This window comes from Streptomyces chattanoogensis (genome assembly GCF_001294335.1).
Classification (GTDB): Bacteria; Actinomycetota; Actinomycetes; order Streptomycetales; family Streptomycetaceae; genus Streptomyces; species Streptomyces chattanoogensis.
In genome coordinates, this window is sequence record NZ_LGKG01000046.1 from 59,687 (window position 1) to 80,290 (window position 20,604).

24 protein-coding genes and 1 pseudogene are annotated in these 20,604 nt (G+C 69.2%); 15 read left to right on the forward strand and 10 right to left on the reverse strand.

The features are described 5' to 3' along the window. Window positions 1-163 precede the first annotated feature (163 nt). The gene (locus tag ADL29_RS07835) at window positions 164-748 is read right to left on the reverse strand and encodes a hypothetical protein (RefSeq protein ID WP_053922991.1); all 585 of its coding nucleotides are present in this window, start codon (window positions 746-748) and stop codon (window positions 164-166) included. Between the two features lie 23 nt (window positions 749-771). Continuing rightward, a pseudogene (locus ADL29_RS07840) lies at window positions 772-1,215 on the reverse strand (transposase); the annotation flags it as partial. A 63-nt stretch (window positions 1,216-1,278) separates the two neighbouring features. Here ADL29_RS07840 and ADL29_RS07845 point away from each other — a divergent pair. The 3 genes from ADL29_RS07845 to ADL29_RS07855 are packed head-to-tail and all read left to right on the forward strand — an operon-like array spanning window position 1,279 to window position 2,721. Further along, window positions 1,279-1,962, forward strand: coding sequence for an alpha/beta hydrolase (locus ADL29_RS07845; RefSeq protein WP_157878422.1), 684 nt, complete (start codon window positions 1,279-1,281; stop codon window positions 1,960-1,962). After that, the gene (locus tag ADL29_RS07850) at window positions 1,944-2,363 is read left to right on the forward strand and encodes an alpha/beta hydrolase (RefSeq protein ID WP_107094918.1); all 420 of its coding nucleotides are present in this window, start codon (window positions 1,944-1,946) and stop codon (window positions 2,361-2,363) included. Before ADL29_RS07845 ends, ADL29_RS07850 begins: the two co-directional genes overlap by 19 nt. Before the next feature lie 10 nt (window positions 2,364-2,373). Further along, window positions 2,374-2,721 (forward strand): VOC family protein, encoded by a 348-nt coding sequence (locus tag ADL29_RS07855; protein WP_053922994.1) that lies wholly within the window; start codon window positions 2,374-2,376, stop codon window positions 2,719-2,721. 60 nt (window positions 2,722-2,781) lie between these two features. Here the strand turns inward: ADL29_RS07855 and ADL29_RS07860 are convergent, their stop codons facing one another. Continuing rightward, window positions 2,782-3,216: a VOC family protein gene (locus ADL29_RS07860; protein ID WP_053922995.1), complete on the reverse strand. Its 435-nt coding sequence runs from the start codon at window positions 3,214-3,216 to the stop codon at window positions 2,782-2,784. Window positions 3,217-3,756: 540 nt separating this feature from the next. Here ADL29_RS07860 and ADL29_RS07865 point away from each other — a divergent pair. The 5 genes from ADL29_RS07865 to ADL29_RS07885 all read left to right on the forward strand — a co-directional run bounded on the left by ADL29_RS07865 (window position 3,757) and on the right by ADL29_RS07885 (window position 8,524). After that, window positions 3,757-4,599, forward strand: coding sequence for a patatin-like phospholipase family protein (locus ADL29_RS07865; protein ID WP_053922996.1), 843 nt, complete (start codon window positions 3,757-3,759; stop codon window positions 4,597-4,599). A 190-nt stretch (window positions 4,600-4,789) separates the two neighbouring features. Further along, a complete protein-coding gene (locus ADL29_RS07870; protein WP_053922997.1) occupies window positions 4,790-5,458 on the forward strand; it encodes a HEAT repeat domain-containing protein in 669 nt (222 codons plus the stop codon). 6 nt (window positions 5,459-5,464) lie between these two features. Further along, the gene (locus ADL29_RS07875; RefSeq protein ID WP_053922998.1) at window positions 5,465-6,469 is read left to right on the forward strand and encodes a HEAT repeat domain-containing protein; all 1,005 of its coding nucleotides are present in this window, start codon (window positions 5,465-5,467) and stop codon (window positions 6,467-6,469) included. Window positions 6,470-6,662: 193 nt separating this feature from the next. Further along, window positions 6,663-7,121 (forward strand): TIGR03618 family F420-dependent PPOX class oxidoreductase, encoded by a 459-nt coding sequence (locus ADL29_RS07880; protein ID WP_053922999.1) that lies wholly within the window; start codon window positions 6,663-6,665, stop codon window positions 7,119-7,121. Window positions 7,122-7,468: 347 nt separating this feature from the next. After that, window positions 7,469-8,524, forward strand: coding sequence for a methyltransferase (locus ADL29_RS07885; RefSeq protein ID WP_078970826.1), 1,056 nt, complete (start codon window positions 7,469-7,471; stop codon window positions 8,522-8,524). A gap of 100 nt (window positions 8,525-8,624) precedes the next feature. Here the strand turns inward: ADL29_RS07885 and ADL29_RS07890 are convergent, their stop codons facing one another. Then, on the reverse strand, window positions 8,625-9,503 hold the full coding sequence (locus tag ADL29_RS07890) for a LysR family transcriptional regulator (protein WP_053923000.1): 879 nt from the start codon (window positions 9,501-9,503) through the stop codon (window positions 8,625-8,627). A 166-nt stretch (window positions 9,504-9,669) separates the two neighbouring features. Between ADL29_RS07890 and ADL29_RS07895 the strand changes: the two genes are divergently transcribed. Then, window positions 9,670-10,860: a flavin-dependent oxidoreductase gene (locus ADL29_RS07895; protein WP_053923001.1), complete on the forward strand. Its 1,191-nt coding sequence runs from the start codon at window positions 9,670-9,672 to the stop codon at window positions 10,858-10,860. A 117-nt stretch (window positions 10,861-10,977) separates the two neighbouring features. On the opposite strand, the gene ADL29_RS07900 is transcribed toward ADL29_RS07895, so the two are convergent. Genes ADL29_RS07900 through ADL29_RS07910 form a run of 3 tightly spaced genes read right to left on the reverse strand, consistent with a single transcriptional unit; the run spans window position 10,978 to window position 12,419 of the window. Continuing rightward, window positions 10,978-11,835, reverse strand: a complete 858-nt coding sequence (locus ADL29_RS07900; protein WP_053923002.1) for a class I SAM-dependent methyltransferase — start codon at window positions 11,833-11,835, stop codon at window positions 10,978-10,980. A gap of 58 nt (window positions 11,836-11,893) precedes the next feature. Beyond that, on the reverse strand, window positions 11,894-12,238 hold the full coding sequence (locus ADL29_RS07905) for a VOC family protein (RefSeq protein WP_046925027.1): 345 nt from the start codon (window positions 12,236-12,238) through the stop codon (window positions 11,894-11,896). A gap of 1 nt (window position 12,239) precedes the next feature. Continuing rightward, window positions 12,240-12,419 (reverse strand): ribbon-helix-helix domain-containing protein, encoded by a 180-nt coding sequence (locus tag ADL29_RS07910; RefSeq protein ID WP_046925026.1) that lies wholly within the window; start codon window positions 12,417-12,419, stop codon window positions 12,240-12,242. Between the two features lie 181 nt (window positions 12,420-12,600). On the opposite strand from ADL29_RS07910, the gene ADL29_RS46225 reads away from it, so the two are divergent. The 5 genes from ADL29_RS46225 (at window position 12,601) to ADL29_RS44465 (ending at window position 15,700) form a co-directional block, all read left to right on the forward strand. Then, a complete protein-coding gene (locus tag ADL29_RS46225) occupies window positions 12,601-12,810 on the forward strand; it encodes a mycothiol transferase (RefSeq protein WP_342671147.1) in 210 nt (69 codons plus the stop codon). 7 nt (window positions 12,811-12,817) lie between these two features. Beyond that, window positions 12,818-13,015 (forward strand): mycothiol transferase, encoded by a 198-nt coding sequence (locus ADL29_RS46230; protein WP_342671145.1) that lies wholly within the window; start codon window positions 12,818-12,820, stop codon window positions 13,013-13,015. Between the two features lie 181 nt (window positions 13,016-13,196). Further along, the gene (locus ADL29_RS07920) at window positions 13,197-14,171 is read left to right on the forward strand and encodes an AraC-like ligand-binding domain-containing protein (protein ID WP_053923003.1); all 975 of its coding nucleotides are present in this window, start codon (window positions 13,197-13,199) and stop codon (window positions 14,169-14,171) included. A 200-nt stretch (window positions 14,172-14,371) separates the two neighbouring features. After that, window positions 14,372-14,887 carry a hypothetical protein gene (locus tag ADL29_RS07925; protein ID WP_053923004.1) on the forward strand — a complete coding sequence of 172 codons (516 nt, stop codon included), beginning with the start codon at window positions 14,372-14,374 and terminating at the stop codon, window positions 14,885-14,887. A gap of 252 nt (window positions 14,888-15,139) precedes the next feature. After that, window positions 15,140-15,700 carry a hypothetical protein gene (locus ADL29_RS44465; protein ID WP_053923005.1) on the forward strand — a complete coding sequence of 187 codons (561 nt, stop codon included), beginning with the start codon at window positions 15,140-15,142 and terminating at the stop codon, window positions 15,698-15,700. 255 nt (window positions 15,701-15,955) lie between these two features. On the opposite strand, the gene ADL29_RS07935 is transcribed toward ADL29_RS44465, so the two are convergent. Further along, window positions 15,956-16,705 carry a TioE family transcriptional regulator gene (locus ADL29_RS07935; RefSeq protein WP_053923006.1) on the reverse strand — a complete coding sequence of 250 codons (750 nt, stop codon included), beginning with the start codon at window positions 16,703-16,705 and terminating at the stop codon, window positions 15,956-15,958. Between the two features lie 58 nt (window positions 16,706-16,763). Between ADL29_RS07935 and ADL29_RS07940 the strand changes: the two genes are divergently transcribed. Beyond that, window positions 16,764-17,969 carry an erythromycin esterase family protein gene (locus ADL29_RS07940; RefSeq protein ID WP_053923007.1) on the forward strand — a complete coding sequence of 402 codons (1,206 nt, stop codon included), beginning with the start codon at window positions 16,764-16,766 and terminating at the stop codon, window positions 17,967-17,969. A gap of 98 nt (window positions 17,970-18,067) precedes the next feature. Here the strand turns inward: ADL29_RS07940 and ADL29_RS07945 are convergent, their stop codons facing one another. After that, entirely contained in the window at window positions 18,068-19,468 is a 1,401-nt protein-coding gene (locus ADL29_RS07945) for an MFS transporter (RefSeq protein WP_053923008.1), read from the reverse strand. A 243-nt stretch (window positions 19,469-19,711) separates the two neighbouring features. Continuing rightward, window positions 19,712-20,533 (reverse strand): DeoR/GlpR family DNA-binding transcription regulator, encoded by an 822-nt coding sequence (locus tag ADL29_RS07950; protein ID WP_245689217.1) that lies wholly within the window; start codon window positions 20,531-20,533, stop codon window positions 19,712-19,714. Window positions 20,534-20,604 lie beyond the last annotated feature (71 nt).

Sequence of the window (20,604 nt, forward strand, 5' to 3'; positions counted from 1 at the left end):
CCGGGCCGGGCATGACGACGCCCGCCGGGGCTGTGGCAGCCCGGCGTGTAGCCCTGGGGATGCAGCCCAGGGACGTACCACCGCTCGCGATGACATCCCTCAGGTGGTTGGCCGGACCACCGTCGATTCCTAAAGGCTGTCCCGCAAAGCGGGGGACGTCACTTCAGCGCCCCAGCAGGCCCGCCCACCGATTCCGGTTGGCTGCTCCGCTTTGCCCCAGCAGCTGGGCCTGCTCGCTCTTGAGCTGGGCGAACCGGTCACGGATGTACTCCCTGAGCTCCCGTCCGGGGAAGGATATGAGTGAGAGGTGCTCCCCGTAGTTGCCTTGGGCCCAGCGCGCAGCCGTGATCTCGTAGCCCGAGACGTGGGCGCAGAGCTGGAGCAGGGCTTGGGGCATCTCCTCTTCGATGAGGAGGTCGGCCTTGGTGACCACCACGTCGCGCATGGCTTGAATGTTGGGGATGAAGACAGTGCTGGCCCAGGTGCGCCACTCCGCAAGTTCCTGCTCGGTGGGTGGTGTGTCGTGGCGGAAGGGGTCGCGGCCGTCGGGGCGGGCGTACTTGTCCGAGAAGGTGTTGTAGGTGCGGCTGTTGGCTTCCATCAGGGCGAACAGTGGCCCGTAGAAGTCACTCAGCTGCTGGTTGACGCGCGTGAGCCGGGCCTGTCTCTGTGCGAGGCGCAGCCCGTTCAGGTACGTCGCGAGGTAGCCGATGAACGCCAGCCCGACGGTCACGATCACTGTAGCCATGAAAGGCGATGTTATGGGCATGCTCAGCAGCTGCTGAGGGCAAGGTTGTGGAGGCGGGCGATACCGAGCATGGCGTGGTGAACGCCGTCGCCTTTCAAGCGGCAGTCGCGGAGGATCTTCCAGCTCTTCATACGCGCGAAGACGTGCTCGACGCGAGCGCGGACTTTGCGGTGCGATGCGTTGTGTTGCTCCTTCCAAGCCGGCAACTCGATCTGGCCACGACCGCGACGGTGCGGGATGAGCAGGCCGGTTCCCCGGTAGCCGCCGTCAGCGATCACGGTGGTCTTGCCGACGGCGTCCTTCGCACCGGACAGCCCCCACGCCTTGCAGTCGTTGCGATTGCCGGGCACCGGCCGACCGACGGCGACGACGAGCCGGGTATCGGCATCGATGACGACCTGGTGATTGGTGGAGTACCTGTAGTTCTTCGACTGCTCGGCAACCGTGTGATCGCGGGTGGGGACCATAGCGTTTGGGCATCGCGTCACGACGTGGTTGTCGCGACGCGGCCTCGACAGAGAGAGATGTCCATGAGACGCAGATTCCTGACCGGTGCGGTCGCCGCCACGGTCATGGTCGGCACCTTGTCCCCCTTGCTCACCGCGTCCGCCCACGCCGACCGGGCGCCGACGCCGACACCGCCGTCCCCGGTCGCACTGCGCCTGCCCGAGCCCGGCGGTGACCATCAGATAGGCATGACCACGGTGCACCTCACAGACCGGAACCGTGCAGACCCATGGGTGCCCGACGCACAGCGGGAACTGATGGTCTCCCTCTGGTATCCGGCCGAGAATCCCTCCGCAACGCCTTCGCCGTACATGACCACCGCGGAGTCCACGACATACGTCGAGGCCGGCGGAATCCCCGTGCCGCCTGATGTGTTGAGCACCGTGGGCACCCACTCCACCCTCGACGCCGAGCCGGTGAAGACCCCCGCCAAACACCCCCTCGTCGTCCTTTCCCCAGGCTTCGGAATGCCGCGCGCCACACTCACCGGGCTCGCCGAGGAACTGGCCGGCCGCGGCTACGTCGTTGCGGGCATCGGCCACAACCACGAGGCCAACGGCATCACGTTTCCCGACGGGCACACCACCGGCTGCGCGATATGCAAGAACCCGGACTCTGCCAAGGTGGGGGACGTTCGCGCCGCGGACGTGTCCTTCGTCCTCGACGAGCTCACCGGAAAGTCACCGGCGTGGCGGTACGCGGAATGATCGACACCGACCGCGTCGCCATGGTCGGTCACTCGGCCGGCGGCTTCAGCACGATCCCGGCCCTGCTGTCGGACGCACGCCTCAAGGCGGCGGTCAACATGGACGGCAACTTCCGCTATCCCCACCCCAAACCCCTGAATCGTCCGATGCTGATGCTGGGCAAGCCCAGTCACGTACCCGGCGGTCCCGACCCGACGTGGGACGATACCTGGCGTGAACTGACCGGCTGGAAGCGCTGGTTGACCGTCGACAGCACGGAGCACACCTCCTTCACCGATGTGGCGCCGCTGGCCAAGCAACTCAACATCCCGCTCCAAGACCTCGACGGCGACCGCTGCGACGCCCTCACCCGCGCCTACGTCACCGCGTTCGTCGACAGACATCTGCGGCCGCAGAACTAAGGTGTCTTTTATGAACAGTTTGACGATGGTCGAATTTCCTACATCATCGGCTGCACAGTCGGCTCGGTTCCTCCAGGCGGTCTTCGGATGGGGCGCGACCTCGTACGGCCCCGAATACACGGACGTGGACTGCGGCAGCGGTGTCAGCCTCGGCTTTCAGCAGGACCGTTCCGAGGCCCCGGCCGCGCCGTTGGCCGTGATCGAGGTCGAGGACCTTGATGCGACACGGCGGGCCGTGATCGAGGCGGGCGGCACGGTCACGGTCGACGCGTTCGACTTTCCCGGCGGCCGGCGTTTCCACTTCCGTGAGCCGGGCGGGAACGAACTGGCCGCCTGGGTTCCGGTGAGCCAGGGGTAACGCCACGCTGTGGGCCGATCCGCACCACGGACGGATGAATCAGCCCGGCCGCGCGCAGTCCTAGAGGCTGCCGAAGTCGGGGAGGGTGATCGAGCCGTCCTCGGCGAGCGGGATCCCGGGGTTGTGCGCGATCTCCCAGGCGTGGCCGTCCGGATCGACGAAGGCACTGGAGTAGAAGCCAATGGCGTTGACGGCCGCGGGCTTGGTGATGGTGCCGCCGGCCCGCTCCACTGCCGCGAGTAGTGCATCAACCTCCGCCTCGGACCGGACGTTGTGTGCCAGGGCGATCCCGCCGAAGCCGACCGTCGGCCCGGGCTCCAGGCCGCAGTCCTCCGCCAGTTTGTCGCGACTCCACAGGACCAGTCCCAGGCCGCCCGCCTGGAAGAAGACGGTCTCCTCGACTTCTTGTCCCCGCCAGCCCAAGGCTTCGTAAAAGCCCTTGGCTCGAGCGAGATCGGAGACTCCTAGCGTGACGAGAGTGATGCGTTGTTCCATGCGCTCACGGTACTTCGCCCATGTCGTGGCCAACCATGCCTCTCACAGCCACATTTCCAGCACGAGACAGGAGAGAGCTGGAACTCACCGGCCACCCCGTCGACGACCGCGCGGGTGCGGGCGTAGGGGCTATATCTCCTCATCCTTGACCTCCAGCGCTTCGCGCGCCAGGCCGATGAACGTGACGTAGGCTTCCCGGAAATCCCGGTAGGCGTCGGTGTTCGGGCCTGGGCCAGCGCTGCACGGAAGGCCGCCCGCCCGGTGAGATAGCTGGCTGCCAGCGCGGTCAGGCAGTGAGGATGCCGACCCACAGTCCACTGTTCGCCATGGTCCAGGAGTTTGTCAGCCGGGGGCACCATGGAGCCAGCTCGCGAGACGTTCACTGATGAATGGATCTTCCCTTTCGGCGACTGGCAGCGGACCTCGCCGCGCGCTGTACAGCTTGTCGCGCTTGCTGCGCAGATCGCCGGTCGGGAATATCCCTGCCCACCTGGGACTTTGCAGTGACGTCCAACTGGATCAGCAGTCCTGGGGGTAGGAATGAAGAACGAACGCGCGCTGGTCATCGGCGGTGGGGGAGTGGCTGGAATAGCCTGGGCGACGGGCGTGCTGGCCGGTCTCGCCGAGGCCGGGGTCGATGTCACCGCGGCGGACGCCCTGTTCGGCACCTCGGCGGGGTCGGCGGTGGCCGCACAGCTCACCAGCGGTGTAGGGCTGCCGGCGCTGTTCCAGGCACAGGTGAATGCTGCGCTGCAGAAGGAGGAGCTGACGCCACGGGACGGCGCGCTCGTCGAGGCCTTCGAGTTCGGCGAGAAGGTGTACGCCGAGGTCACCGACCCGGTGGAACGTCGGCGTCGGATGGGCGAGATGGCACTGGCCGCCGAGACCGTGACCGAGGCCGAGCGGCGGGCCGTCATCGAGGCCCGGCTGCCGTCCCACAGGTGGCCGGAGCGGAACCTGTCCGTGGTCGCCGTGGACGCCGTCACCGGTGGGACCCGGGTCTTCGACCGTACCTCCGGTGTCGGCCTGGTGGACGCCGTGACCGCGAGTTGCGCCATCCCCGGTGTCTGGCCTGCCGCGACGGTCGGCGACGCCCGCTACATCGACGGCGGTATCCGTTCGCTCACCAACCTCGATCTCGCGACAGGCTACGCCCGCATCCTCGTCATCGCTCCGATGCCCGACCCGGTGCTCGACGCCGACGCTGCCTCGATCGCCGGGCGCGGCGGCCTCATTGAGGTGATCACCCCCGACGAGGCCGCTCTTGCCGCCTTCGGAACCGACCCGCTGTCCCCCGCCAGCAGGACCCCTGCGGGCCACGCCGGTTTCGCCCAGGGCCGGGCGGCCGCACAGGCGGTCGCCGCCCTCTGGAGCAAGGCATAGCCCGGGGCGCGACGGAGGCGGACCCGGCGCCGGAAGGCCGTGCTGCTCGACGGCGCCGCTGACCTGGCGGGTGGTGCTGAAAATGCCCCGGTAGTCGGTGGACCGAGGGTGCCTGGCCATCTGACGGCGTGCCCCCGCTTGACCTTGACACCGTGACAAGGACTTGACTGCAGCCGAGGAGGTGGTCCCGATGACCATGCCGAAAGAGGACACGAACATGATGCGAGCTCTCCAGGGGCTGGAGAGCAGCAGCTCGTCGGTGCGGCTGCAGGCAGCGCTGGCGGTCGGCACGACGCCAGACACGCGGTGCATCGACAAGCTCATCGAACGATGCGCGATCGAGCCCGAATTCTCTGTGCGCGAAATGCTGATGTGGGCACTCACCCGCCACTCATCATCAATGACGGTCCCAGAGCTGCTCCATGAAGTCCGTTCGGAGTGTGCACAGGCACGAAGCCAGGCGTTGCACACGCTGTCCAAGATCGGGGACCGGCAAGCGTGGCCGGCGATCACACGGGCCCTTCTGTCCGACGCCGACGATGAGGTGGCGCGGAGTGCCTGGCGGGCAGCGGTCGTGCTCGTGCCCGAAGGCGAAGAGCCCGAGTTGGCCGCAGTGTTGTCGACGCAGCTCGGGCGCGGCGAACGCGCGATGCAGCTGAGCCTCAGCCGGGCGCTGATCGCGCTCGGCGAGGTGATCATGCCGATCCTGCGCGCGGCGATGACGGATCTCGACCCTCGCGTGCGCGCGCACGCGATCGCCACGGAACGGCTCCTGCGCGACCCGGATGCCGGATTCGAGTTTGCCATCGAGGAGGCGAAGCGCATCGTAGCCCTCGGCAGGACCAGCCAGGAGGAGTGACAGGCAGTGTTGATCGGTGACGTGGCACGACGATCCGGGGTCAGCGCCCGCATGCTCAGGCATTACGACTCGCTCGGCCTGGTGCAGCCAACGGGTCGTACCGACGCCGGCTATCGGGAGTACTCCAGCGAGGACATCCGGCGGATCTTCCATATCGAGAGCCTGCGGTCATTGGGGCTGTCCCTGCGTGACGTCAGGCGCGCGCTCGATGATCCCGGCTTCACGCCCTCAGAGCTCGTCGACGACCTCATCCGCCAGACACGGGAACGCATTGCAGCAGAGACGGAGCTGCTCACGCGACTGTGCCGGATCGATGCCGCGGAACCGGCCGGCTGGGAGGAGGTCCTCCAGACCGTTGCACTCCTCCAGGCGTTGGGGTCAAAGAGCGCCGGGATGCGCCAGCGCGCGGCCTTGTCCTCGGTCGATGAGGTTCCGGTGCCAGTGGAAGCACTGGTCGAGGCGGCGCTGAGCGAGACGGACCCGAACGTCGCCGGAGCCCTGCGTTGGGCTCTGGCGCAATGGGGCGATGGCGGATTGGCGCTGCTCGCGGAGGGCCTCGGCTCACCGGCAGCCGAGGTGCGGAAACGCGCCGTCCAGTCCATCGCCGAGCTTCCGAGCGGTGAGGCGACCGCGCGGTTGCGGGACGCCCTCACGAACTCCGACGTCGTGGTCCGCAGGTGTGCGGCTCTGGCGCTCGGGGCGCGTGGAGTGGCGGACGCGGTCCCGACGCTTGTCGACATGATCGTCGAGGAGACGAACGACGTCGATGCGGCCGATGCACTGGCCGCGCTGGCGCGTGATCCCGCGTTGGCGGATCAGATCGCCACCAGGCTCGTTGATTTCCTCGCCGATGGCACCGTGGAATCGTCAGCACGTCGACGGTTGACACAGGCACTCGCGGATATCCCTGGAATCACCACGTCACGTGCCCTCGCAGATCTGTCACACGACGAGGACCGTGCCGTTGCGCTCACTGCGGCATACATCCTCGGGATCCGCAACGCACGATGACGGCTCTTTCCTGGGGTGCCTGTGCCTGTCCCCGTGCCTGTCCCCGTGCCTGGGGCCCCGGTGTTGTGTTGCTGGTCACCGCCGATCATTTGTCGGGCAAGCCCGGGGCCCACGGGGAGCGGACCGTACGGCACAGGCGGGTCGTGGAATGCCGGGGCGGAATGCCAGGGCGTTCACGGAGGTTGATCACAGCATGACTCAAGGACCAGCCCCTCGTTCCCTGTCCGACGAAGCCCTCTCCGACCTGCTCGCCAAGCAGCAGTTCGGCACCCTCGCCACGGTGAAGCAAAGCGGCCATCCCCACCTGACCACCATGCTCTACAGCTGGGACCCCGAGGCCCGCATCGTGCGGCTGTCCACCACAGCGGACCGCATCAAGGTCAAGCATCTGCAGCGCAACCCGCGTGCGGCGCTGCATGTGCAGGGCGGCGACGTTTGGTCGTTCGCCGTCGTCGAGGGTGCGGCCGAGGTTTCCGAGACCACGACGGTCCCCGGCGACGCGGTGGGACGGGAATTGCTCGCGATGATCCCGGCGGCCGCGAAGCCGGAGGACGAAGACGCGTTTCTTGAGCAGCTGGTCGCCGAGCGGAGGATCGTCATCCGGCTGAGGGCGGATCGGCTGTACGGGACGGCCCTGGATATCAATGGCTAGGTTCGATGCGACCGTGCTGCTCGTGGCCACTCGTTGACGACTGCGACTGGCACGGTCGCGTGGCCTTCCCTCTCGCACTCGGGCGGGTGGGTGGGCCAGGCGTTGCGTTGCCGATCGGTGGGGGAGACCCCCGGCGCTTGAACCCGAACCTTCCTGACGGCATCAGATATCGAGGTGCGTCACACATGAGGGCCTGCGCCGGGCACCCCCGGCGGCAGAGCACAGTTTCGCGACCGGCCCTAGTCCGGAAGGCGGAGTGCAAGATCCGTACGAAGGCCGTTTCGTCGGCGCAGGCGGTGCCGCGAAGGTGAACGGGACCCGCCCGACTCACCTTACGGAGGCCGACATTGGACACGCCGCACCCGACCGCCCGCTCAGCAGCCACGGACGCCGAGGCCACGGCGGACGCAGCGCATCTGATCGAGCAGTCCCTGGGCCACCTGTTCTCCGCGGCGCTGCGGACCGCCGCCGTCCTGCGTCTGGCCGATCACCTGGCGTCGGGACCCCGTTCCCCCGCCGAACTGGCCCGTCTGACCGGTACCGACGCCGTGTCCCTGCGGCGCGCCCTGCGCTACCTCGCCACCCGGAAGGTATTCCGTGAGGGCGACGACGGCGCCTTCCACCTCACCCCCGCAGCGCGACTCCTCCGGACCGACGTGCCCGGTTCGCTGCACCCCGCGGTGATGATGCTGACCGACGATCTGTTCGTGCGGTCCTCGTCGGCGCTCGACGAGACCATACGGACCGGCGAACCGGCGTTCCCCAAGGTCTTCGGCGCCCCCTTCTTCGAGTACGTCACGCAGGAACCCGCCACCCGGGCACTCTTCGACACCGGAATGGCGGCCTTCTCCGAGCCGATGGACGACCTGATCGCCGGTACCTACCCCTTCCCCCGGCAGGGCACGGTCGTCGATGTCGGCGGTGGCCGCGGCGGGCTGCTGCGCCAGGTGCTGCTGCGCCATCCCGGCTTGTCCGGGGTTCTCTTCGACCAGGAGCCCGCGCTGCGTGAACACGCCTTGTCCGAACCGGAGTTGGCCGGACGGTGGCGCGCGGAACCGGGCGACTTCTTCGCATCCGTACCGGAGGGCGGCGACATCTACCTCCTGAAGCATGTGCTGCACGACTGGGACGACGACAGCGCCGTGCGCATCCTGCAGTCGTGCCGCAGGTCCCTGGCGCCCGACGGCCGGGTCCTGGTCGTCGACTCGGTCCCGGCACCGGGCAACGCACCGCATCCGGGAAAGGCCCTGGATCTGGCGATGATGACGATCGTGACGGGCAAGGAACGCGGCCCGGCGGAGCTGGACGCCCTCTTCACCCGGGCCGGACTGCGCCGCACCCGGATCCTTCCCACTCCGACCTTCGCGTCCATTGTCGAGGCGACCGCGGCCCAGGACCGGTAATCGGCTCGCCACATCGCCGGCCAGGGACCGGACCTCGGCGAGCCGCACGAAGACGTCCGGTACGTGCCGCCGCCCGGAAAGCAGGGCCCCTGGCCGACGGTTACCGCAGCGCTTCGCGGATGCGCCGGGCCAGGGCGCGTCCCGCCGGGTTGCCCGGACCTCCGGCTCGCCAGGCGAAGGCCAGGCGTCCGCGCAGTGCGGGACGGTCGATCGGGATCACTCGCAGCCGCTCCGGCCGTGTCTTCGCGAACTCACCGGGCAGGATCGCCGCGCCCAGGCCGCGGGCGGCCAACTGCGCGAGGACGACGGGATCGCTGGCTTCGAAGGCGATCCGGGGAGTGAACCCGGCGGCGGTGCATGCCTCGTCGAGCTGGGAACGCAGGCCCGTGCCGCGGGGCAGGCTGATCAGGTCGCGGTCGCGCAGCGCGGCGAGGGGGACCGCCGCCTGCGCGGCGAATTCATGGGTCTGACCGACTGCGACGACGATCGGCTGCTCGTCCACCACCTGGATCTCGATGCCGTCCGGGGGTGTGCTGCCCACACTGATCAGGGCCATATCGAGTTGCCCCGTACTCAGGGCGTCGACCAGCGGGCCGGTGTCCGCTTCGGTCAGGGTGATCTCGACTGCCGGATGGGCCTGGTGGAAGTCCGCCAGGAGGCCGGGCAGATCGACATCGTGCGAGATCACGGCTCCGAGGGCGAGCCGCCCACGGAGAAGTCCGGTCAGTTCGTCGACGGCGAGCCGGGCTCTGTCCACCGCGGCGAGCGCCGACCGCGCGTGGGGGAGGGCGACCTCGCCCGCCTCGGTCAGCCGCACCGTACGGCCTGAGCGGTCGAGCAGCGTCTCCCCGAACTCCCGCTCAAGACGGCGTATTTGGGCGCTGACCCCGGACTGGGCCACATGGAACCTCTCGGCAGCTCGGGTGAAGCTTCCCTCCTCGGCCACCGCCACGAAGTACGCAAGCTGTCGCAGTTCCATAACCCATCATGCTAGCCACCATGCTCACCATCTCTTGGACATCTGGCACGCGTCGCCTCAGGGTGGAAGGTGTGAGAAAGGGGGCGTTCATGGATACACCCCGTGAACACGCCGTCGTCTGCAACCAGTTGGGCCAACCGCTCGTGCCAGGACTCCAGGGGGAACGATGACCGTACTCATAGCCGGGGCGGGGATCGGCGGGCTGACCGCCGCGCTGAGCCTGCACGCCACGGGCGCTGATGTGCTCGTGGTGGAAAGCGCCCGTGAGATGAGGCCGCTCGGCGTCGGCATCAATCTGTTGCCGCACGCCGTACGAGAACTGACCGAACTCGGCCTCGGTGAAGACCTCGCCGCCCTCGGCGTGGCCACCGCCGAGCATGTGTACAGCGACCGGTTCGGCAACGAGATCTTCAGCGAACCCCGCGGAACGGCGCAGGGCTATCGCTGGCCGCAGTACTCGATTCACCGCGGTGAACTGCAGATGCTGCTCCTCGCGGCGGTCAGGGAACGGCTCGGCGCCGACGCAGTCCGCTCCGGAACGCGTCTGGTGGGCTTCGACGAGTCGGGGGAGGCGGGCACCGTCCGAGCCCACCTCCTGGACCGGGCGACCGGGATCGTCGGGGAGACCGCCGCCGACGCTCTCATCGGGGCGGACGGGCTGCACTCGGCGGTCCGCGCCCGGTTGCATCCCGACGGCGGGCCGCTGCTGTGGTCGGGGATCCGGATGTGGCGGGGCACGGCCGAGGCGGAGCCGTTCCTCACCGGCCGCTCGATGGCGATCGTGCGCGACGGCGACGTGGAACTGGTCGCGTATCCGATCGGTGGTGGCAGGATCAACTGGGTGTGCGGGGTGCGGGTGTCGGAGCCTCAGCCCCTCGCCGAGGACGCCGGCTGGAACCGCAGGGGGCTCCTCGCGGACGTGATGCCGTACTGCCAGGACTGGCAACTCGGCTGGCTCGATGTGCCCGCACTGCTCGCGGGCAGCGGCGAGATCCTCGAGTACCCGATGGTCGACCGGGAACCGCTGCCCGTCTGGGGACGCGGCCGGGTGACCCTCCTCGGTGACGCCGCGCACCCGATGTATCCAGTGGGCGCCAACGGCGGCTCCCAGGCCATCGTCGACGCCCGTGTCCTCGCGCACGAACTCGCGCGGGCCGACGATGTGCCGACCGGCCTCGCGCAGTACGAGAACGCGCGCCGGGACGCGACAGCAGCCGTCGTCCGCGCGAACCGCGACATGAGCCTGGCCGGAGGCCGGACCATGCGGGAACTCGCCCGCATCACCGATGCCTATCGATCCGCAACGGGGAGCGACATGCAGGCACTCAACACGCGCGCTTCCCTGACGCCTTGCTGACAGACCTCAGCGGGGTGTGGTGCCGCCGAAGCGGAACATCGAGCTTCGGCGGCGTCACCAACCAGCCAACCAGCCAGCCAACCAACCTCGTCGGCGCATACGGCGTTGAGGAGGGGGTCAGGTGGTGGCCAGCAGCAGGTCCTCCCCGGTTGTCGGGCGCAGGCCGTCGGTGCGATCGGCGAAGTAGCGCTCGGCGAGCGAAGCTCCCGACACATGTCTGGCGTCTGTGAAGCCGGCTTCGCGGGCCAGTGCGAGCATCTCGGGTGGGGTGTAGAAGCTGATGAACGGTGTTCCGGATGCTTGTGCGCCTTCCTTGCTCCTCTGCAGGCCGGCGCGGTCGGCGTCGTCGAGCAGGTCGGTCGGCAGCAGGAAGGTCATGGCGAGGGTCGAGCCGGGTGCGAGAGCGGTGATCTGGCGCAGGGTGGCTGCGGTGGTGTCTTTGGTGAGGTACATGGTGACGCCGGTGGAGACGATGACCGCCGGGCGGGTGGAGTCGAAACCGGCCGCGGTCAGCTTCGTCAGCCAGTCTTCGTTCGTCTCGAAGTCAACCGGCACCAGGTGGAGCCGGTCGGGGATGCCGTAGCCGAGTGCTTCCAGGCGGTGGCGCTTCCATGCCTGGGTTCCGGGCTGGTCGACCTCGAAGACCTGCAGGCGGGAGGCGGTCTCCGGCCTGCGTTGGGCGAAGGTGTCCAGGCCGGCCCCCAGGATGACATATTGGGTGACGCCGCGGTCGGCCTGCTGGAGGATCAGGTCCTCGATGAAACGGGCGCGGGCCACGATGGCCGCCCTGAATCCTCTGGTGGTCTGCGGGTCCATGTCGGGGCGGCGGCGCCAGTCATCGCCGGGTGCCGCCAGCTGCAGGCCGATCTCGTCCTCGAGTACGTGCGGTGGCGGGTCGGCCTGGACGTGCATGGCCCGCCACAGGGCGGTGCGCACCGCGGTGTTGTCCGGGGCCTGGGTCTGCTGGTCTGCCATGGTGTTCCCCCTTTTTTTGACTGCGGTCAGTTTTGACTGCGGTCGGTTTTGACTGCGGTTAGTTTTTGGCAGGAGTCTGGAGGCTCCACAGACGCCCGTCGGGGTCGCGGACGGTCATCTCCTTGGTCCCGTAATGGGTGTCCTCGAACGGTGTGACCACCTCGACGGCGGGATCGGGACGGAAGGTGTCCGCGTCCGGCACCTTCAGCACGATCTGTGTCTGGGGCTCCTGGTCCTCGGGGACCTCGGCGATGAAGACGTAGGGCCCGTCGCCGTTGCGGAGCCGGCCGGAGTTGTGGTCGGTGGAGAACTCCAGCTCGTAGCCCAGGGACTGGAAGAACTTCGCCGCCTTGCCCCAGTTGTGGGTTGTCAGGAACACGGCCTCGATGCCTTCGGTCGCCATGTCAGGTCTCCTTCTCGGTGGATCGCTGTGTGGGTCCTTGGGTGTCGTCGAGGTAGGCGCGCAGTGCGTCGGCGACCAGCGCCGACAGGGACGTGCCCGACTCGATGGCGCGGTATTTGACCTGCTTGATCAGCCCGATCGGCAGGTACACGTTGAACTGCTTGACTTCCTCATCGCTCACGAAACGTGATGCTAGCATCCTAGCAAGCTAGATCACAGTGTCGGTGTCGACTTTCCGGGCGTGTGTGAACGGGCCGGGAGCCAGACAGCCGCCAGGAAGTCCTGATATCGGCCCTCCGCAAACAGCCGACGAGCGCGCCTCGTTGACCGGCTTCCTCCAGTGCCAGCGCGAGACACTCGCCATGAAGTGCGCCGGGCTGACGGCTGAGCACCTGAGGCAGCGAGCCGTTCCGCCATCCGGCCTGTCGTTGCTCGGCCTGGTCCGGCATCTGGCCGAGGTCGAGCGGAGCTGGTTCCAGGTCGTGTGGAACGGCGAGGACACCCGCGCGTACTGGCCGTGGGAGCGGGTACGGCACATTCGCCGAATTCGATGTCGACTCGGCCGACCCTGACGATGCTTTGACGACCTGGCAGACAGCGTGCGCGCGGTCCCGTGCCATCGTGGACGCCGCCGAATCCCTCGACACCACCGCGCAGTGGGGCGAAGACGTATTCACCCTCCGCTACGTCCTCACCCACATGATCGAGGAATACGCGCGGCACAACGGCCACGCCGACCTGCTCCGCGAGCGGATCGACGGTGCCACCGGAGAGTGATCCCTCACGGGTGGTGCCGGTGCCGCCGAGGGGGCGCGTGCTCGGGGGCCGGTCACCGATCAGACTGTGACCGGGCGGTTCTTCGGCACTCGGTCGGTGTGAAGTGGAACCGGGGCGTTCAGACGCACCCTCACCCCCGGGGGAGACTTTGACCAGAGGTTGCAGAAACGGTGAGAGACAGTTGCTGGACGAGATGGTGTTCCGCAGTGAGGATGTGCCCGCGTCGGACCGGTTCGACTACTGGGTCGACCTGTTGGGCCGCACCCATGCCCCCATGGAGCTGCGCAGCGACTGCGCCGACGACTTCCAGGCGTCCCAGCGCGTGCTGGACCTCGGTGCCGTCACCGTGTGGTCCGCCACGTTCCAGCCGCTGGTCTTCCGGCGCACGCCGGAGCTGATCCGGCAGTCCGACCCCGAGGCCTACCATCTTTCCCTCATCGTACGAGGGGCCGGGGTGGGCGTGTGGCGGCACCGGGAGACCGAGTACAAGCCGAACGACCTGTTCATCAACTCCTCCTCGCTGCCGAACGACGTCCACAGCACCAGCGACCCGGCCCAGACAGTGGCGCTGGAGGTTCCCAAGGCACTGCTGCCGCTGCCTCGCGACACAGCCGGCCGGATAGTCGGGGCACCGGTGTCGGCCCGGGACGGGATGGGTGCCCTGCTGGCGCGGGTCCTCACCCAACTGACCGCGGACACGACCACCTTCCACCCCTGCGACGGACCCCGGCTGGGCGCCGTCCTGACCGATCTGGTCGCCGCCCTCTTCGCCCACATACTCGAAGCGGGCCCGTGCCTCCCCCCGGAGACCCACCGGCGAGCCCTTGCCCTGCGCATCCAGGCGTTCATCCGGGAGCACCTGCACGACCCGCACCTCACCCCGAGCAGCATCGCCGCAGAGCACCACATCTCCACCAGCTATCTGCACCGCCTCTTCCGGGACGAGGACACCACAGTCGCCGCGTGGATCCGCCGCCTCCGCCTGGAGGCTGCCCGCCGCGACCTCACCGACCCCGCGCTCCACGCCATCCCCATCCACGCCATCGCCACACGCTGGGGTTTCCCCCGTGCAGCCGACTTCAGCCGCACCTTCCGCGCCGCCTACGGCACCACGCCCAGGGGCCACCGGCACCAGTCCCTGTACGGCCACGAGTGAACTCATTGCCCATGTCCGTACGGCCGGGCCGCCGGTGTGGGCGCGCGCTACCGCCAGGCCCTGGCGCGCAGCGCACGCCGTGACCACCATCGAAGTGGCGGGAGGCGCATCGATCAACCCGTGGGTGGAGGCGTTTCTCTCCCCGCGGTTCAACCCAGGGGTTGGTGACTGGCGGCTGAGGGCGAAGCAGTCTTGGAGCCGTGAACATCATCGATTACTGCGTCAACGGGATCCTCGTCCTACTCGTCGTGCGCCAGGTGCGTGGCGGTCGCCTGGACCTGATCAACCTGGTGCTCCCGGTCGTACTGGTCAGCGCCACCGCTGTGTACTACCTGCGGTCGGTACCGACTGCCGGCAACGACCTCGTCCTCGAACTGGTGCTGGGCGGCTCGGGAGTGGCGCTCGGGATGCTCTGTGGGCTCACCACGCAGGTTCGGCGTAAGACCGATGGTGTCTACGCCAAGGCGGGGTTCACCGCCGCAGTGTTGTGGGTCTTCGGTATGGCGTTCCGGATGGGTTTCGCTTTCGCTGACGACCATGGCGCTGGTGACGCCATCGCCGACTTCAGCCGTAACCATCAGATCTCTTCGGCCCAGGCGTGGGTTGCGGCCTTCGTCATGATGGCGCTCGCCCAGGCGGTGACCCGGCTGGTGGTGATCCGGTACCGCGCCTACCGGTTGACCTCATCCGCAGACCGTGGCCTGGCGGCGGCGTGAACGGCCTGTACCAGCAGCCGGGCCAGGGCCCTGCACCAAAGGGCAGACACCCACCCGTACGCCGCCCTCAGCAGCGCCTCTGCCTTTCGGTAGAGGCGGGATCGTCCGCAAGGCGCAGGGAGCCCCGGGGGGTGAGGGCCCCGATCATCGGCGGTATGTCATCCGGAGCACCGACCGTCAGCGAGCACCGCCCCGCCGGACGCCTCTTCGCGGGGCCCGGGGAGGGCGGACGGCAGCTGTGGCGGGCCGCGGGTGAGGCGGTTTCTGGCCGGGGCGCTGGTGCTGCTCACCCACCAGGGGGAGACGTGGATCGATGCCACTCTGGTGGGCGCGGTCCCGGCGTTGGCAGTCATCGGCGTCGCGTTGGTGCTGGTGCGGCACCGGTTCCCGGTGGCCAGTGTGGTCGGGCCGGCTGCCCTGATGGGGGTGGCGCCCGCCGCGGCGCTGCTGAACCCCCACGGCGAGCCGATGCCCTGCGGCTTCGTCGGCGTGCTCGACACGAAGTACCCGGTCGTGCAGACCTCGGCAGCGGTGAGGGGCAAGGCGGCGTTCGACTACAAGTACGGGGCCACGGTCGGCCAGGACACCAGCCAGACCAGTGGCTGGTCCGTCGGCGAGGTCCCGGACCGGGTGAACGGCTGGGTCGAGGGCCGCGCCAACGGCGGTGAGTACCTCGGGTACATCGTCTACAAGCTCGACTTCACCGACGGCAGCGGCAACCGGAAGCAGAAGATGGCCCTCATCCCGGCACGTGTCCTGATCCAGGCACCCGGCAACTCGGTTCCGATGACGTTCGTCAAGCGCCAGGGGTAAGCGTCAGGGATAGCAGCACACACCCCCTGAACCACCTGGGGTGGCCCGCGTTCCTGCGACGGATGCACAGGGCGGGGCCACCCTGCGGCGACGCGGGCCGCACGTCCGGAACGGCATGCTGGGGAAGCTCGAGTGATCGTTCGCTGTCCTCCAGGCCGGACCGGGAGGACAGCCGGCCGGGACGGAACGGTTGGTGGCTCTCGCTCCCTTCGGTCGGCGGCCGCAGTCTCATCCGCCTCAACCGCTTCATCCGCCTCAACCGCGCTCGCGGAGGTACGCCTCCAGCTCTGCGGCCCCGGTCAGCATCGCCCGCCCGCGGGCGGACAGCCGACCGTGCCAGTCGCACAGTGCGGCCTCCAGCGGCTCCAGCCCGCCGGCCGCCCGCACCTGGGCGATCAGCGGGGCGATCTGCTCCAGCAGGTAGCCGCCGCGCCTGAGCTGGTGGGCCAGCCGCGCATCCCGTACGTCGGCCTCGTCATAGACGCGGTACCCGGTCTGCGGGTCGCGGCGCGGGCGCACCAGCCCGGCGCGCTCCCATTTGCGCAGCGTCGCAGGCCGGATCCCGAGCTTCCCTGCCAGCGGCCCGATGAACGTGCCGCCGGGCTCGGGCGCCGCGGCCGGCTCGGACCCCGCACCGGGCTCGGGCGCCGCGGTGGGATCCAGGTCGCGCAGGGCGCTCTCCACGGCCTGGAGGGTCACCCGGTCGTCGAGGAGCTGGGCGTGGCTCTCGTCGATGAGGCGGAACGCCTCGTCGACGGCGCCCTGGTTCACGGCCCGCATGATCGACGTCGCCGTCTGGTGGCCGTGGCCGGGCACCAGGGCAAGAAACGCGCGCAGGGCCCCCGCGTGCAGCGAGGTATAGGTGCGGTAGCCGTGGGGTGTGCGACCGGCGGCCGGAAGGATGCCGGCCTCCTCGTAGTTCCTGACCGCCTGCGTGGACAGACCATGCCCGCGCGCCAGATCAACCGGCCTGAGCCGCCCACCGTTTTGAAGGTTTCTCCCCATAGCCCCGACAATATCGCGGAAAAGTTTCCACCGAAGGTTCAACGATACCGTTGAAGGCATGGCTACTGACATCAAGGACACCACCCATGCCGTCGAAGCCGCCGCCGTCATGAAGCTGCTTCGGGCCCGGCCGAGGCTGCTCGCCCTGGGCGAGCCCACCCACGGCGAGGACACTCTCCTCGACCTGCGCAACGAGCTCTTCCGGCAACTCGTCGAACAGGAGGGCTACCGGACGATCGCGATCGAAAGCGACTGCCTGAGGGGCCTGGTCGTGGACGACTACGTCACCTCGGGCACGGGCACCCTCGACGAGGTCATGGAGCACGGATTCAGCCACGGCTGGGGCACCTCCGCGGCCAACCGCGAGCTCGTGCGCTGGATACGCACCTACAACGACGGCCGGCCCGCGTCCGAACAGCTCCGCTTCGCCGGCTTCGACGGCCCGCTGGAGATCACCGGCGCCGCGAGCCCCCGGCAGGCCCTCACCGCACTCCACGGCTACCTCGCGGCCCAGGTGGACGCGGATCTGCTCCCCTGCACCACCCAAACCCTCGACCGCCTGCTCGGCACCGACGACCGGTGGACCGAGCCCGCCGCGATGATGGACCCGACCCGGTCCGTGGGGCAGTCGGCCGATGCCAGGGAACTGCGGCTGCTCGCCGACGACTTGGCGGCGCTGCTCGACGCGCAGACGCCGCACCTGATCACCGCGACCTCACGGCACGACTGGGACTGGGCGCGCCTGTACGGGCGCACCGCCACCGGCCTGCTGCGCTACCACTACTGGATGGCCGACACCGCACCGAACCGGATGGCGCGGCTGTGCGCGCTACGGGACTCGATGATGGCCGCCAACCTCCTCGTCCTCGCCGAACGGGGCCCGGCAATGGTCCACGCCCACAACGCCCATCTCCAACGGGAGAAGAGCACGATGCGCATGTGGGACCAGCCGCTGCTGGAGTGGTGGAGCGCCGGTGCGCTGGTGAGCGCCCACCTGGGCGAGGAGTACGCCTTCGTGGCCACGGCCCTCGGCACGATCCGGCACCAGGGAGTGGACACGCCCCCGCCGGACACCCTCGAAGGACTCCTGTACGCCCTCCCCGAGGACCGCTGCGTCATCGACTCCCCGCGGCTGGCCACCGCCCTCGGCGACACGCTGCCCGCGCCCCGCGTATCCCCCTGGTTCGGCTACTCCCCGCTTGACCCGGCCCACCTGGCGGACAGCGACGGCATCGTGTTCGTCAAGGACGTTCCGCAGAGCTAGCGCCAGCATCAGCCTGTCGCGGCACAGGGCCACCCCGTGTGGGCCGCCGACGCATGGCCATGCGGTGCAGCGCGTCGGGACTGCGTCCCGTCGCAGGTTCAGCTCGGTGTGTGGACCGGTGTCTGGGGCGGGGCGTGTTCCGGCGAGGGGCTGGGGAGGCGGAGGGCGGTTGCCAGTGAGGCCGTCAGGATGCAGGCGATGAGGGCGTAGGCGGCCTGGTAGCCGCCGGTGGTTTCGGTGAGGAGTCCGGTGAGGGAGGGGCCGGCGAAGCCGGCGAGGCTGCCTACTGTGTTGACGCCGGCGAGGGCCGTCGCCGCGCGGGGGCCGGACAGGACGGCGGTGCACCGGCTCCAGAGGACGGGAACGGCGGCCAGGCTGCCTGCCACCGTTACGGCCAGCGCCGCCAGGCCGAGGCCCGGCAGGTGTGAGAGCGCGGCCAGGGCGGCGGCGAGTGCGGCGGCCGCCATGGGCACCGTAAGGAGGTATGTCCTGGAGCCCGTCCGGTCGCCGTGGCGGCTCCAGGCGAGCATGGCGACGGCCGCGACCGCGTAAGGGAGGGCGGCGAGGGCGGAGACGGCGGAGGCGCCGGCATCGGGGAAGAGGGCGGTGGTGGCCTGGGGCAGGAAGAACTGCAGGGCGTACAGGGCGAAGCCCAGGCCGGCGTTCACCAGGCCGAAGTGGGCGGCGCGGCCGAGTGTGGTCCGGCCGGCACCGGGGGTCGGGGGATTCTGGTCCAGGTGGGCCTCGAGCGCGGTGCGTTGGGCCGGGGTCAGCCAGGCGGCCTCGCGCGGGGTATCGGGCAGCAGGCGCAGTGCGGCGGCCCCCAGGACGAGAGCGGGTGCTGCCTCGATCAAGAACATCGACTGCCAGCCGCTGAGACCGAAGATGCCGAAGTGCTCGACCAGCAGGCCCGAGGCGGGCAGCCCGACGATGTTGGATACGGGGATGGCCACCAGGAAGAGGGCCAGAGCGCGGGTGCGCTGTGCCTCCGGGAACCAGGCGGCCAGGTAGGCGACGACGCCGGGGAAGAAACCCGCCTCGGTCAGCCCGAGCGCGAACCGGGCCAGATACAGTCCGTGCGCGTCGGTGACGAGCGCCGTGCAGGCCGAGCAGATTCCCCAGGCAATGACCACGCCGGACAGCCAGCGGCGGGCGCCGAACCGGCCCAGTGCCACCGCCGCCGGGACCTGGAAGAGGACGTACCCGACGAAGAAGATCCCGGCGGCGGTGCCGTAGGCGGTGGCGGTCAGCCGCAGGTCGGCGTTCATGGCCAGCGCGGCCACACCGATGTTCGCGCGGTCGAGGAAGTTGACCACGTACAGCGCGAACAGCAGCGGGAGCAGCCTGCGGGTCACCGTGCGCACCGCCTCCGGTGCGTCCGCCGCCTCCGTTCCGCTTGCTGTCTCCGCTGCGTTCGCCGTCTCCGCTCTGCTCGCCGTCTCCGCCTCTTCTCGCTCGTCCACGTCTCCGTGTACGTACCGCTCCACACCCGCCGTCATCGCCCGCCTCCGCTCTCCCGGTCACGCCGTAGCTCACCCAAGGAACGCGTGGACGACTGGGCAGGATGTGCGGCGCAGGGGAAGGCGGGTACCCGGCAACCCGAACGGGGTGCGCGGCTGCCCCGTTCGGCGTCAGATCACCGGGCTCCCCGCAACGCGATGTGGCTGTGGCGGGCGGCCGGCAGCGGAACGTGTACAAGCCCGTTGCCCGTTGCCCGTTGCCCGTTGCCCATTGCCCATTGGTCACGGGTGTGATGAGGCGGAGCGGGGCTGCCCAGGAGTGACCGTCTCCACGGGGACGTTCATGGCGCGGATGGCCGCGATCTCCCCCTCAGCCGTGGCCGTGTCGGTGACGACCGACGCGTACACGGCCGCCGTGCCGTACGCATACGTGGCGGTCTTGCCGAATTTGGAGTGGTCGGCGAGGAGGACGGCCTTGTTGGCGGAGGCGAGCATGGCTTCCTTGACCTCGGCGTATTCCCGGAGGGGGTGGAAGAGTCGGCCTTCGAGAACGGCGGTGGCGGACATCAGGGCGAGGTCGGCGCGGAGGCGGGAGAGGGCGGCGACGACCTCGGGGCCGGTGCAGGAGTTGAATTCGCTGTGGTAGCGGCCGCCCAGAAGGGTGATCGCGACGCCGGGGGCGGCGCCCAGGCGTTGGGCCAGGCCGATGGAGTTGGTGACGACGGTGAGCTGGGCGATGCCGGAGAGGAGATCGGCCAGGGGGTAGACGGTCGTGGAGTCGTCGATGAAGAGGGTGCTGCCGGGGGTGATGCGGTGGGCCACCGCGGTGCACAGGGCGGTCTTGGCGGCGAGGCCGGCGCCTTCCCGGAAGCGGGTGGCAGTCTCCATCGTCAGGGCGGGGAAGGCGACGGCCCGGCCGCGTTCCTTGCGGAGCAGATGGCGGGCGGCGAGGTCGTCGAGGTCGCGGTGCATGGTCATCAGGCTGACGCCGAAGCGGGCGGCGAGACCGTCGGTGCGGATCTCGCCGCATTCGACGACATGGCGCAGGATGGCCTGCCGCCGCTGTTCCACCTCGGCCTGCGACAGCCGTGTTCTGGCGGGCACACGGTCCTCCTTGCTCGTCATGCCGATGACGTTCCATCCTCCCAGGACCCTGCCCCGGCACCCGCCCCGGC